Genomic DNA, 12,882 nt, shown 5'->3' with positions numbered 1-12,882 from the left:
GGGCTTGGGTGTTAAGATGGCTTCGCACGGTTTTCGATTGTAAGGCGAAAACCCGCGATCGGTCCAGGAGGGCCACATGACCACCACGTTGGTTCCGGAAGGCCTCACCCCGTTCGGCGGGGTCGAGGCGAACGCGGCCTGGGCGGAGGAGGTGCGGCGCCTGGCGAAGCAGCGCGATGCGGTCCTGCTCGCGCACAACTACCAGGTCCCCGAGATCCAGGACATCGCCGACCACACCGGCGACTCCCTCGCGCTCAGCCGCATCGCGGCGAGCAGCGACGCGTCCACCATCGTCTTCTGCGGCGTGCACTTCATGGCCGAGACCGCGAAGATCCTCGCCCCCGAGAAGACCGTCCTGATCCCCGACGCGCGGGCCGGCTGCTCGCTCGCCGACTCCATCACCGGCGCCGAACTGCGCGCCTGGAAGGCCGAGCACCCGGGCGCGGTGGTCGTCTCCTACGTCAACACCACGGCCGAGGTGAAGGCCGAAACGGACATCTGCTGCACGTCCTCGAACGCGGTCGACGTCGTCGCGTCCATCCCCGCTGACCAGGAAGTCCTCTTCCTGCCGGACCAGTTCCTCGGTGCCCACGTCAAGCGTGTGACCGGCCGGGAGAACATGCACATCTGGGCCGGGGAGTGCCACGTCCACGCCGGCATCAACGGCGCGGAGCTGGCCGAGCGGGCGGCCGAGGACCCGGAGGCGGACCTGTTCATCCACCCCGAGTGCGGTTGCGCGACCTCGGCGCTCTACCTGGCCGGCGAGGGTGCCGTGGCGCCGGAGCGGGTCAAGATCCTCTCCACCGGCGACATGGTCCACGAGGCCCGCGACACGAAGGCCAAGACGGTGCTGGTGGCCACCGAGATCGGCATGATCCACCAGCTGCGCAAGGCCGCGCCGGGCATCGACTTCCGCGCGGTGAACGACCGCGCGTCCTGCCGGTACATGAAGATGATCACCCCCGCCGCGCTGCTGCGCTGCCTGCGTGAGGGCCTCGACGAGGTTCACGTCGACCTCGAAACGGCGGCCCGCGCGAAGGCGTCGGTGCAGCGGATGATCGAGATCGGGCAGCCGGGCGGCGGCGAATGACGCCGCCGGTTAATGACCCCCAGGCGAAAACTCCGGTTTGGGAGGCCCGCGCGGATCTGGTCGTGGTCGGCAGCGGCGTCGCCGGGCTGACCGCGGCGCTGCGGGCGCAGGCGCTCGGGCTGCACGTCCTGGTCGTCACCAAGTCGGCGGTCACGGACGGCAACACGCGCTGGGCGCAGGGCGGCGTCGCCGTGGTCCTGGAGAACGAGCACGACCTCGACGACTCGGTCGCCAAGCACGCGGAGGACACCTTCGCCGCGGGCGCCGGCCTGGTCGACGAGGCCGCGGCCCGCTCGATCCTCGACGGCGGCCCGGCCGCGATCGCCCGGCTGCGGGCGGACGGCGCGGAGTTCGACGCCGCCGCCACCGGCCTGCTCGCGCGGACCCGCGAGGGCGGGCACAGCGCGTTCCGCGTGATCCACGCCGGCGGCGACGCGACCGGCGCCGAAGTCGAACGCGCCCTGGTCGCGCGGGCGGGGGAGGCGCGGGTGCCGGTGCTGGAGCACCACCTCGCCGTCGACGCCCTGCGCACGCCGGGCGGGCGGGTCGCCGGGGTCACGGTGCTCGACCGCAACGGGGTGCCGGGGGTGGTCCGCGCGTCGGCCGTGCTGCTGGCCAGCGGCGGGATCGGGCAGCTCTACCAGGCGACGTCGAACCCGGAGATCGCCACCGGCGACGGCCTCGCGCTCGCGCTGCGGGCCGGGGCGGCGGTGGCGGACATCGAGTTCGTCCAGTTCCACCCGACCGTCCTCTACACCCCGGGCGCGCGCGGGCGCTGCCCGCTGGTCACCGAGGCGGTCCGCGGCGAGGGCGCGACCCTGGTCGACGGCGCCGGCCTGCCGGTGATGCGCGGCGTGCACCCGCTCGGCGACCTCGCCCCGCGCGACGTCGTCTCGGCGGCGATCACGCGGCGGATGGCGACGGCGCCCGGCGGCGTCGACGACCACGTCTTCCTCGACGCGACCTCGATCGCCGGGTTCGCGACCCGGTTCCCGACGGTGTTCGGGGCCTGCCGGGCGCTCGGGCTGGACCCCGCCGTCGACCCGATCCCGGTGACCCCGGCGGCGCACTTCTCGTGCGGCGGCGTGGTGACCACAGTGGACGGACGTTCGTCGGTGCCCGGCCTGTACGCCGCGGGCGAGGTGGCGCGGACCGGCCTGCACGGCGCGAACCGGCTGGCCTCCAACAGCTTGCTCGAAGGCCTGGTCGTCGGGCAGCGCGTCGCGGAGGCCGTCGCGGCGGATCTCGCGGCCGGGCTGCTGGCCGATCCGGCGCGCGGGCGGCTGCCGTCGTGGACCACCGCGCCCGCCGCCGAGCGCGACGCGCTGCAGCGGGTGATGAGCCGGTACGCGGCGATCGGCCGCGACGCCGACGGGCTCGCGGCCGCGGGGTCCGTGCTCGACCTGTCCACCCAGGACAGTCCGTTGTGGACGCACGCGGCGGTCGAAGACGCGGCGCTGACCGTGGTGGCGCAGGCGTTGCTCGCCGCGGCCGTCCGGCGCACCGAGTCGCGCGGCTGCCACGTGCGGTCCGACTTCCCGGACCCGGACGAGAACTGGCGGCGCAGCCAGCTCATCCGGCTCAGCCCGTCCGGCCAGCCGGTGCTGGCCGACCCGATCCGCCTGGAGGGCGTGGCATGACGTTCCCGATCTCCGAACCGGTCCTGCGCCTGATCGCCGCCTCGGGTCTCGACGTCGAAGACGTCAAGCGGGTGGTCACCACCGCGCTGGGCGAAGACCTGCGGTACGGGCCGGACGCGACGACCGCGTCGACGGTGCCCGCGTCCGCGACCGCGGTGGCAGAGCTGACCCCGCGCGTCGACGGCGTGGTCGCCGGGCTGCCGGTGGCGCTGGCCGTGTTCGACATGGTGCTCGGCGACGGCTACGAGGTGCTCGCCCGGCGCGAGGACGGCGACCGGCTGGTCGCGGGGGAGCCCGCGCTGGTCGTCGCCGGCCCGGTGCGCGGGCTGCTCACCGCCGAGCGCACGGCGCTGAACCTGCTCTGCCACCTCTCCGGCGTCGCCACCGCGACCGCCGCCTGGGTGTCCGAAGTGGACGGTACCGGGTGCGCGATCCGGGACTCCCGCAAGACGTTGCCGGGGCTGCGGCTGCTGCAGAAGTACGCCGTCCGCTGCGGCGGCGGGGTGAACCACCGGCTGGGCCTGGGCGACGCGGTGCTGATCAAGGACAACCACGTCGTCGCCGCGGGTTCGGTGACGGCGGCGCTGGCCGCGGCCCGCGCGCACGCGCCGGAACTGCCGTGCGAGGTCGAGGTCGACACGCTCGAACAGCTCGAGGAGGCGCTGGCCGCGGCGGCGGACGAGGTGCTGCTGGACAACTTCACGCCGGAGCAGTGCCGGCTCGCGGTCGCGCGCCGCGACGAGGTTTCCCCGAAGACGCGGCTGGAATCCTCTGGTGAGCTCACCATCGACCGTGGTAGAGCCTATGCCCGGTCCGGTGTGGACTACCTGTCGGTGGGCGGGCTGACGCACTCTTCACCCGCGTTGGATCTCGGCATGGACCTTCGCTGAGCGCGGGTTCCCGGGTAGACTGGCGGTGGCGGAAGTCCTTTTCCGCCACCGTCTTTCGGTTCGGGGGTTCGGGTGCGGATACCGGCGGCGCTCGCGGTCGCGGGCCTGGTTGCGGTCGGCTCGCCCGCCGTGGCGGCCGCGGCCCCGCAAGCACAGTGCGCGAACCCGTCCGGCACGTATTCCGGCGCCGTCCCGTGGGGCCAGCGCCAGATCGACCCGTCGCGGATCTGGCCGCTGACGCGGGGTGACGGCCAGCTGGTCGCCGTGATCGGCACCGGCGTCGACGGGCAGAACCGCCAGTTCGCGCCCGGCCAGCTCGAAGGCGGCGCGGGCACCGAGTCCGCCGACTGCGACGGCCGCGGCACGATCGCGGCCGGGATCGTCGGCGCGCAACCGGATCCGTCGACGACGTTCGCCGGTGTCGCGCCGGGCGCGCGCCTGCTCCCGATCCGCTACACCGACAGCTCGTCGCGCGACGGCGGCGACCCGGGCGCGCTGGCCGGCGCGATCGACACGGCGCTCGACCGGCACGCGGGTGTCATCCTGATCGCCGTCCCGGCGGCGTTCGACAGCCCGGCGCTGTCCGGCGCGGTTTCCCGCGCGCGGTCCGAGGGCGCGGTGGTCGTCTCGGCGGCGTCGGCGACCCAGCAGGGCGCGCGCACCTATCCGACGGCGACGTCCGGGGTGCTGGGCGTCGGCTCGGTGAACCAAGCGGGCGAGCCGGTGCAGACCGAGGCGGGCGACTACGTCGGCGTCGCGGCACCGGGCGCGGAGCTGGTCAGCACGTCGGCCGGCGCGGGCGGCGCGATCGCGCACCGCTGGCCGGTGACCGACCCCGGCCTGGCGGCGGCGTACGTCGCGGGGGTCGCGGCCCTGGTCCGGGCGTACCACCCGGACCTGACCGGCGACCAGGTCGCCACGCGCCTCACGCTCACGGCCCACCGCCCGGCTTCGGGCGGCCACGACCCGCGGCTGGGGTGGGGAGTGCTGGACGCGTACGCGGCGGTCTCGTCGACGCTGCCCGCGGACATCGCCCCGCCCGGTTCGGCCGCCCCGGCGGCCACCGAACCCGACGTGGTCCCGGCGGCGGCCCCGGCCCGGCACCCGTCGGACGTGCCGGCGGCCACGATCGCCTTGGCCGGGGTGGCTTTGGCGGCGGCGGCGGGCGTCACGGTGGCGGCGGTCCGGCGAGCCCGGCGTCGCGGCTGGCGGCCGTCCCGCTTCACGCCGTAGGGCGCGCGCACGTCATGAACGACCCTTTCACGGCGTCTGGCGAGGTGAACGGGTCGTTCATGACGTCCTGGGCCGCAGCGTCAGGCGGGGACCGGGCGGGTCGAGCCGATGATCGCCACCGCGTGGCTCGCCCGGGCCACGTGGACCGTGAAGTCCGCGCCCTCCCGGCTGAACCGCGCGATCAGCTCGCGCGGGGTGCTGCGGTCGTGCGCCTGCCAGCCGCGCTCCGCCAGCGTGGGCAAGACGACCTCGGCCAGGCGGCGCTCCGGCTCGCCGGGGTGTTCGAGCCGGACGCCGTACTGCCAGCACAGCAGCCGGCCCGGCTGAGTGGGGTCGCAGTCGAGCTCGCCGTCCACCGTGCGGTCCGCGCTGTCGCCGAAGACCTCCGCGACGCTGTCGATCACGTCGGTCAGCTCGACGGCCAGCCGCTCCAGTTCCGGGCTCATCGCAGCACCCCTCCGTCGTTCAGGAACTCGACGCCGTGTTCGAGGATGCCATTCGGGTCGAAGGTGCCGTTCGGGGTGACCGGGCCGCTGGTGATCACGCGGTACATGTTCGTCCACGACTCCGAACCCGGCTTGAGCACGTCACTGTGCGAGGACAGGCCCCACAGCTGGCCGCCCTCCGCGTCCCGGCCGGTCTCCAGCTCGGTGACGCCGGGGAACGTGTCCGGGTCCGCGCCGTGGCCGATGCCGGTCCACTCCAGGCCCCACGCGTTGCCCTGGGCGATCTCGATCGGGTCGAGCGGCGCCGTCATCGAGTAGCGCTGAACGCCCGCCTGGCTCGCCGGCAGGTCCGACGGCGACCACACGCCGTGGCCCATGCCCGCCGACTCGACGTGCAGGACGCGGTCGACGTCGAGGCCGTGCGTCTCGGCCAGCCCGACCGTGGCGCCGCCGTAGCTGTGCCCGATCGCGGTCAGCGTGACGTCGGAGCCGGCGTGGCTCGAGATCTCGCCGCGCAGGTCGTCGGCGAAGTGCTTGAGATCGGGGGCCATCGTCTGCGCGTAGCTCGCGTCCGGGCCCTGCACGACCGGGTTCTGCGGGAACACCCCGTCGGCCCAGACGACCATCGCGGTGCGCCCGGTCGGGTCCGCGGCCACCAGGCTGCGCCCGAGACCGGCGTAGGCGTCGAAGTTGGACATCTGCGTGTTGACGCCGGGGACGAACAACCCGACGTTCCGCGTCCCCTGCTCGATGTGCCCGACCAGCTCGGCGATCCGGCCGTTGCCCGACGGGTCGAACTTCAGGATCTGCCGGTTGTTCGCGAGGATGTCTTCGTAGAGCTTGATCCGCGCCTGCGACCGCTTGATCTCGTCGGCGTCGGTCAGCCCGGCGAGCTTGGTGCGCTCGGCCGTCAGCGCGTCGGAGACCTTGGCGCGGTTCTCCTCGATCGCGTGCGCCCACGCGCCGGTGTCGGCGGAACCGCCGATCCCGGCGGGGTTCCCGGCCTTCGGCAGCGGGTCTTCGGGCAGCAGCGCCCGGTACATCGCGGCGATCTGCGCGTCGGTGCGGCGGTAGCCGGCGGCCGACCCGGTCAGTCCACTTTGGAGTTTCTTGGCGCGGGCGACGTGCTCGCCGAGCTTCTCGCCCAGCTCCGTCATCGACTTCTCGAACGTCTTGGCCGCGGCCGCGGACTCGCTGACCTGGCCGAACGCGGCGGCGGGAACCTTTTCCCCCGCCACCGCCTTCTGCGCGGTGCCCAGCGCGTCCGCGCGTGAGCCGAACTCGCCGGCCACGGTGTCGAGGCGGGCGGGGACCACACGATAGCCGGCAGCCGTCACGGCCCGCCTCCGTTCCGCAGCAGAGGCCGTGAGTGTTCAGGGCGGTGGGAACCGCCCTGAACACTCACGACCGGGTCAGTACGCTTCGGGCTCTTCGCCGATCACCGGGGGCGCGACCGGGGCGGACTGGCCCCAGACGTTCTCCGTTTCGACCAGCCACGCCGGGATCCGGCGGCCGGAGCCCATGTCGCCGCCACCGCCCATGCCCATCGGCATCATGGGCATCATCGGCATCGCGCTCTTGGCCGCCGCCGCGCCCACGGCACCGGCCGCGCCGCCCGCGAGGCCGCTGAGCGCGTTGCCCGTGCCGCCGTCGCCGGCCAGGCCGGAGTGCGCGGCCGGGGCGTCGGCGCCACCGCCGCCGATCCCGGCCCCGCCGGGGATGCCGCCGCCGATCGACGGCGCGTCGCCCCCGCCGATGGGGATGCCGCCCCCGGCGCCGCCTTCGACGCCGGCCCCGCCGCCGCCGAGCTTGGTGCCGGGCGCCTCGTCCTTGTTGTCCTTCGGGTCCTTGCCGGTGGCCCAGGACGGCACCTTGGGCATGATCGAGCCGAACCGGCCGAACGCGGCGGCCGAGGCCGCGGCGAGCCCGGCGGTGAACATGTCGCCGAACAGCGGGTTCGACGTCGGCACGGTGGTACCCGGCTGCGGCGTGCCGGTCGAGGGCAGCGGGTGCCCGTCGCCGGGGGTGACCACCACGCCGGGGTCGGTGACGCCGTTGCCGACCAGCCCGGGCGAACCGGCGCTGCCCGCACCGCCGCCGCCGGCGGGCGGGGCGGTGGGCGTCTGCACGGCGTTCGGCGAAGCCGGGATCGACTCCTCGGCCACGGAGTACTCGCCGGCCAGTTCGGTCATGACGACGATCGCCTTGCCGTGCGCCGACCCGGCGGCGTTGGCCGCGGACTGCTGGGCCTCGACGTTCGAGATGGCCTGCTGGCGCTGCTGCGCCGCGGCCTGCACGACGGCGGGGGAAGCGTCCGGCGGCAGCAGCGGCGGGTTCACCGCGAGCGCGACGTCGGCGGGGGAGACGTCCGGCACCGAAACCGGCGGCGGCATCTCCTTCTTGGCCTTCACGAGCGCGTCGGCGGCGTCGCCGAGCATCACGTTCATCGCCTCGGCGGTCTGCGCCACCTTGGCGATGCCGTTCGCGAGGTCGACGATCATGTGCTGGTACTGGTCGGCCGCGCCACCGGTCCACTGGTCCTTGAACTCGGCGAGCTCCGAGTTGAGGTTGTGGGACTGCTCGTGCAGGTGCAGCGCGGCGGACTTCCACTTGTCGGCGGCGTGGCGCGCGCTGTTCGGGTCGCCGGCCTGGAGCATCGCGTAGAGCTGCTGGTGGCTGTACGCGGCGAAGTTCGTGTGCGCGGTGTTCTTGGTCATCCCTTGCGGCTCCCGTCCGAGTCACCGAGGCCCAGCAGCCCGAGCACCGGATCGAGCAGGTTGGTGACGGCACCCGAGTGGTGCAGGTCCCCGGCGACCGCCTGGTCGGCGTTCTGGTAGCCGTCGGCCACCGTGGTGGTCACGTCCTGCGCGAAGCCGATCGCGCTGCGGACCTGGTCGAGCAGGCCCTGCATCTCCGAGACGGCCGCGTGGTGCGCGTCGGCCAGCGACCCGGCTTCCCCGAACTCGCCGAACAACAGCGGCTCCGAGCCGAGGGTGAGCAGGAAGTCGTTCGGTTTCGACATCGCGTGGATCTGGGTTTCCAGCTCCCGCACGAAGTCCTTCAGCGATTCCAGGTGGACGTAGTACGACTGGTCTGGCATCGGTCCCGGCTCTCTGGGCGCGACTTGCGGACATGGGGAAAGCCGGTCGGCCGGTGCGAGCGGGGGGTTTCCCGCACCGGCAGACCGACGTCTGGGCGCGGATCAGCCCGCGAACAGCCCCTGGTTGCGGTTCTCCAGCGACTGCTGGAGGTCGTGGGCCTCGCCGACCTTGCCGCCGAACTGCGCGATGATCGCGACGATGTCCGCGGTGGCCTGACGCAGCCGGGTCTCCGACTGGCGGGCCGCGTCACCGGCGGAGCTGCCGGAGGCGTACCAGGTCGCGGTGATCGGCTGGAGGTTCTGGTGCAGCTGCTCCAGCTGCGAGGTGAGCGCCTTGGCCTTGGCGGCCAGGGATGCCGAGCTGTGCTGCAGCGCGGCGAAGTTGATTTCGACGACGTCGGCCATGGTGGGCGTCCTCTCGGGTCAGGGGTTGAGGCGGGGGATCACGCCCGAGCCCTCGAGGGAGTTGCCGACCCCCTGGAAGCTCTGGTGGACGTCGGCGTCGCCGCGGCCGTAGTTCTGGTGGCTGGTGTGGACGAGCTGCGACATGGTGTCGAGCTCCTTCACGGCCACGGTCATCTTCTCCTGGAGCCGGCGCTGCAGGTCCCAGAACGCGACAGCCTGGTCACCCTTGTAGTTGCGCAGGGCCTCGGTCAGCTCGGACTCCAAGCTGGCCATCGTGGACTTGGCGTTCGTCGCGGTTTCCTCGAAACCCTGGACGGCGCGCGTCATGGCAGCGGAATCTGCCTGGAATCCCGGACTGGACATCGACGGGCCACCTCCTTCCTGAAGCGAATTCCCCTGGCGCGGTGGTCCGCGCGGTGTGAAAGTCACGCTAGAAAAGAGGCCAGTGTGGTCAAACGGCACAACTGCCGGTCGCGGTGACGGCACTTCTACCCACAGGGGACCGGCGGGGGTCGTTCCGCGGGGATTCGGGGGCGCGACCCAGTGCCCGGCGCGACGCCGGGTGCGGTGCCGCCGCTCGGCCCGCCGTCCGATGATCGCACGCTCGTCAACGGTGACCGGCGGATCTTCTGCCGAAATTCTGAGATCCGCCCGGTAGACCGGGACCCCCGGGCGAAAGGCGGTCGAGATGGTCCACCCGCAGGCTCTGCTGGACGAGCTGGAGCGCGCTCCGGAGGTTCCCGCGTTCGAACACGGCTCCCGCGTCACGTCACGCGGCGAGCTGCGGGAGCTGATCGGCCGGTTCACCGCGGGCCTGCGGGCGGCCGGGCTCGGCGCCGGCGACGGGGTCGGCATCGCCACCGCCGTCACCGCGGAGGGGTTCGCCGCGCTGATCGCGGTGCACGTGCTCGGCGGCCGCGCGGTCGCGGTCCGGCCCGGGCTGCCGGAGGCGCAGCTGCGGCACGTCCTCGCCGACGTCTCGGCGCTGGTCGTGGACGACTCGGCGGACCCGGTCGACGCCGGGGTGCCGGTGCTGCGGATCGGGTCCGCGTTGCTGGGCGCGTACGAGGAGCCGCTGCCGGGCGCGCGGCTCGAGGACATCGCGACGGTGGTGTTCACCAGCGGCAGCACGGGCGTCCCGAAGGGCGTGGCCTACAGCTACCGCGCCCTGACCGAGGGCCGCGTCTGGCGGAAACCGCTGCCCGGCACGGCCCACGAACGGCTGGGCGCGTGCTTCGGCCGGTACCTGCTGTTCGGCTCCCTGGCCAGCGCGGTGATGGTCGAGCAGCTGGGGGTGTCGCTGATGTCGGGCGGTACGGCGGTGATCCCCGAGGGACTGCCGGACTTCCCCGCGGTGCTCCCGCGCCTGCGGATCACCGCGGCGCTGACGACCGTGCCGCGGCTGCACCAGATCCTCGACGTCCTGCGCGAGGAGCCGGTCGACCTCGGCGATTTGCGGGCGCTGATCGTCGCGGGATCCCCGGTACCACCGCACAAACTGGCCGAGGCGGCCGAGCGGATCGGGCCGGCGATGCACCACGCGTACGGGCAGACCGAGACCGGGATGCTGACGATCTGCCGCGCCGACGAGGGGATCGGCTCGGTCGGGAAGGCTTGCGAAACGGTGCAAATCGACGTCCGCGACGAGATCTGGGTGCGCACACCGTCGGCGTTTTCGGGCTATTGGCGCGATCCCGATACGACGGCGTCGGTGCTGCGCGACGGCTGGGTGCGCACGCAGGACCTCGGGCACCTGGATTCGTCGGGCTACCTCCACCTGTCCGGCCGGGCGCGGGACGTGGTGATCGTGAACGCGATCATCCACTACACCGGCCCGATCGAGCGGGCGATCGCGGCCCACCCGGACGTCGACCAGGCGTACGTGGTGGCGGTCCCGGACCCGCGGACGGGCGAGGCGGCACACGCGTTCGTGGTCCCGGTGCCGGGCCGCGAGCCGGACCTGGCGGAGGTGCGCAAAAGCGTGGCGGCGGAGCTGGGTGAGGCGGCGGTGCCGGCGCGGTTCAGTTTCGTGGGCGCGGTTCCTGTCGCACCGTCGGGGAAACCGGACAAGTCCGCGCTGCGGCGGTCCATTGTGGATTAGCGGTGGGTGCGTGTCACTTGCCGGCGCGCAGGTCCGTGATCACCTTGGCCACGCGCCGCTGCCGGGTCTCCTCGGTCTTCGCCTGGCCGATCGGCAGCACGAACCGCTGTTTCGCGCTGTAGGAAAGGCTTTCGAACCGGGCCCGGGCGGTGTCGTCCGCCGCCAGCGCGGCCGCCAGGTCCGGCGGGATCTCCAGTTCGCGCGGGGCGGTGTCGAGGGCGATCCCGACCGTCACCTCGTCGCCCGCCGCGACGCCGGCCTTCTCGCGGTTCTCCGCGCTGAGCGGGACCAGGAACCGCCCGCCGCGGCTGGCGACCGTCGTGCGGTAGGTGTGGCCGCCGAGCGTCACCGTGACCGCGGGCTTCTTGCCGGCGCCCAGCGCCTCGACGACGTCGTCGGGGACCGGCAGGCCGGTCGCGGTCTTGCCGCCGAGCAGCACTTCGGTGCGGAACTCCATGACGGCGAGTATGCCTCGGACCGGCCTCCCGGGCGGAGAGGCCGGTCCGGGCGGGTCAGACGCCGGCCGTCGTGCGGATCCAGCTGCGGCTCGACGCGATGCTCGCGTAGTTCTGCGTGCCCTGCGGGTTCGAACCGGAGTTGCTGCCCGTGGAGCAGACGCCGACCTGGAGGCCGCCGGAGAGCTGCGGGCCACCCGAGTCGCCGTGCCACGCCGAGCCGTTGACGCCCTGGCTGGCGATGGCGGTGCCGCCGAACGCGTCCGTGCTCGTGCCGGTCACGCGGACGTTGGCGGTCTTGAGGGTGCTCGAGGGCGGGCTGCTGCCCTGCGTGCGACCCCAGCCGTAGATCTGGTTGGTCGAACCGGTGGGCGGGTTACCGGTGCCGAGCTTCATGTACGTGGTGTTCACCGCGGTCGTCAGGTGCAGCAGCGCGATGTCCCCGTTCGGCGACGCCTTCTGCTGGTCGACGTTGGCGTTCGTGCCCTGCTGGAGCGTCACGTTGCCGACCTTGACGTGCATGCCAGGCGAGTTGAGGCAGTGCTGGGCGGTGAGCACCCACTGCGGGGCGATGATCGTCCCCGAGCACTCGAAGCCGCCGTAGGTGGTGACGTTGTTCCAGTAGATCTGGGCGCCCCACGGCGCGGAGGAGACGGTGCTCCCGCCGATGATGTCCTGCTGGGCGTCCGCAACCCCCGCTGAGACCACGCTCAGCGCCGCGGCGGCAGCACCCACCGCGGCAACAGCCCTCGACATTCGCATGAAAATGCCCTTCGGCCAGGTGATCCGGATGTCGGCCCCGAAACCGGGCGACGAGCACAAACGTAAGTTCGTGGGAGGTTCCCGGGTACCTACCGAAGTCGGTAAGTCGCCGACGGTGCTCAGGGGGCCGTGGCGACCAGTTCCAGCAGCGTCGTCGGGTCGCCGTTCGGGTCCGCGCCCACGCCGACCTGGGTGATGCCGTCGGACGGGACGTCGACGCTCGAGTGGACCCCGGCGTCGGTGGTCAGCGACGCCTTGAGCTTGTGCCCCTGTCCCGCGGACAGGCCGTCGGAGCGGATGGCGTACACGGCCGGGATCTTCATGGTCAACTCGCCGCCCGTGCCCAGGACCTTGAAGCAGACCCGGCCGTTGAGCGACTGGCCGACGGCTTCGGTCGTCTTCACCTGGATGACGCCGACGGTGTCCTGCCCGGTGGGGCAGGGCGTGTACACGATGTGCCCGTCACCGCTGATCAGCTGGACGTGGTCGGTGGCGAGGAGCGCCGCCGCACCGGGGTAGCTGTAGTCCTCGACCACCGACGGCGGCTGGTCACTCGCCGCGATCTCGGACCCCTGTGCGGTGAGCACCCCGGCCGTTCCGGCGATACCGGCGGCGGCGATAACCAGAATTGTCCGGTTGAGCGCGCGCATGAATTCCCCCTCTTCGATTAAACAAGCAGACTTTCGTCCCAAATCCGACATTATTTCGTCGGAAGGTGGGGCGTGGTGAGGCTAAGGCATCAAGGTCAGAGCGGTCGTTG

At 72.8% G+C, this 12,882-nt stretch carries 14 protein-coding genes; 5 read left to right on the top strand and 9 right to left on the bottom strand.

All coding sequences use genetic code 11. From position 1 onward, the window contains the following. Positions 1-76: 76 nt before the first annotated feature. The 4 genes from nadA (at position 77) to MUY14_RS25320 (ending at position 4,853) form a co-directional block, all read left to right on the top strand. A complete protein-coding gene (gene nadA / locus MUY14_RS25335; RefSeq protein WP_247012510.1) occupies positions 77-1,090 on the top strand; it encodes a quinolinate synthase NadA in 1,014 nt (337 codons plus the stop codon). Continuing rightward, positions 1,087-2,730 carry an L-aspartate oxidase gene (locus tag MUY14_RS25330; protein ID WP_247012508.1) on the top strand — a complete coding sequence of 548 codons (1,644 nt, stop codon included), beginning with the start codon at positions 1,087-1,089 and terminating at the stop codon, positions 2,728-2,730. Before nadA ends, MUY14_RS25330 begins: the two co-directional genes overlap by 4 nt. Further along, positions 2,727-3,620, top strand: a complete 894-nt coding sequence (gene nadC, locus MUY14_RS25325) for a carboxylating nicotinate-nucleotide diphosphorylase (protein ID WP_247012506.1) — start codon at positions 2,727-2,729, stop codon at positions 3,618-3,620. The genes MUY14_RS25330 and nadC overlap by 4 nt, the downstream gene beginning before the upstream one ends. Positions 3,621-3,692: 72 nt before the next feature. Then, positions 3,693-4,853, top strand: coding sequence for a S8 family serine peptidase (locus MUY14_RS25320; RefSeq protein WP_247012504.1), 1,161 nt, complete (start codon positions 3,693-3,695; stop codon positions 4,851-4,853). 80 nt (positions 4,854-4,933) lie between these two features. Here MUY14_RS25320 and MUY14_RS25315 read toward each other — a convergent pair whose 3' ends face one another. The 6 genes from MUY14_RS25315 to MUY14_RS25290 all read right to left on the bottom strand — a co-directional run bounded on the left by MUY14_RS25315 (position 4,934) and on the right by MUY14_RS25290 (position 9,167). Beyond that, positions 4,934-5,299 carry a hypothetical protein gene (locus tag MUY14_RS25315; protein ID WP_247012502.1) on the bottom strand — a complete coding sequence of 122 codons (366 nt, stop codon included), beginning with the start codon at positions 5,297-5,299 and terminating at the stop codon, positions 4,934-4,936. Beyond that, positions 5,296-6,636 (bottom strand): alpha/beta hydrolase, encoded by a 1,341-nt coding sequence (locus MUY14_RS25310; protein ID WP_247012500.1) that lies wholly within the window; start codon positions 6,634-6,636, stop codon positions 5,296-5,298. Before MUY14_RS25310 ends, MUY14_RS25315 begins: the two co-directional genes overlap by 4 nt. A 75-nt stretch (positions 6,637-6,711) precedes the next feature. After that, positions 6,712-8,016, bottom strand: a complete 1,305-nt coding sequence (locus MUY14_RS25305) for a WXG100 family type VII secretion target (protein ID WP_247012498.1) — start codon at positions 8,014-8,016, stop codon at positions 6,712-6,714. After that, positions 8,013-8,399, bottom strand: coding sequence for a hypothetical protein (locus tag MUY14_RS25300; protein WP_247012496.1), 387 nt, complete (start codon positions 8,397-8,399; stop codon positions 8,013-8,015). The genes MUY14_RS25305 and MUY14_RS25300 overlap by 4 nt, the downstream gene beginning before the upstream one ends. A gap of 102 nt (positions 8,400-8,501) precedes the next feature. Beyond that, positions 8,502-8,804 carry a hypothetical protein gene (locus tag MUY14_RS25295; protein WP_020644701.1) on the bottom strand — a complete coding sequence of 101 codons (303 nt, stop codon included), beginning with the start codon at positions 8,802-8,804 and terminating at the stop codon, positions 8,502-8,504. An 18-nt stretch (positions 8,805-8,822) separates the two neighbouring features. Then, on the bottom strand, positions 8,823-9,167 hold the full coding sequence (locus MUY14_RS25290; protein ID WP_086856673.1) for a WXG100 family type VII secretion target: 345 nt from the start codon (positions 9,165-9,167) through the stop codon (positions 8,823-8,825). Between the two features lie 325 nt (positions 9,168-9,492). Here MUY14_RS25290 and MUY14_RS25285 point away from each other — a divergent pair, with 325 nt between their 5' ends. Then, a complete protein-coding gene (locus MUY14_RS25285) occupies positions 9,493-10,905 on the top strand; it encodes a class I adenylate-forming enzyme family protein (protein WP_247012494.1) in 1,413 nt (470 codons plus the stop codon). A gap of 13 nt (positions 10,906-10,918) precedes the next feature. On the opposite strand, the gene MUY14_RS25280 is transcribed toward MUY14_RS25285, so the two are convergent. The 3 genes from MUY14_RS25280 to MUY14_RS25270 all read right to left on the bottom strand — a co-directional run bounded on the left by MUY14_RS25280 (position 10,919) and on the right by MUY14_RS25270 (position 12,772). Then, on the bottom strand, positions 10,919-11,362 hold the full coding sequence (locus MUY14_RS25280) for a YdeI/OmpD-associated family protein (RefSeq protein WP_247012492.1): 444 nt from the start codon (positions 11,360-11,362) through the stop codon (positions 10,919-10,921). Between the two features lie 55 nt (positions 11,363-11,417). Further along, a complete protein-coding gene (locus MUY14_RS25275; protein ID WP_247012490.1) occupies positions 11,418-12,116 on the bottom strand; it encodes a trypsin-like serine protease in 699 nt (232 codons plus the stop codon). Between the two features lie 125 nt (positions 12,117-12,241). Further along, positions 12,242-12,772 (bottom strand): hypothetical protein, encoded by a 531-nt coding sequence (locus MUY14_RS25270; RefSeq protein WP_247012488.1) that lies wholly within the window; start codon positions 12,770-12,772, stop codon positions 12,242-12,244. Positions 12,773-12,882: the final 110 nt, after the last annotated feature.

The organism is Amycolatopsis sp. FBCC-B4732, from assembly GCF_023008405.1.
Classification (GTDB): domain Bacteria; phylum Actinomycetota; class Actinomycetes; order Mycobacteriales; family Pseudonocardiaceae; genus Amycolatopsis; species Amycolatopsis pretoriensis_A.
This window is presented reverse-complemented; position numbering and strand designations above follow the sequence as displayed.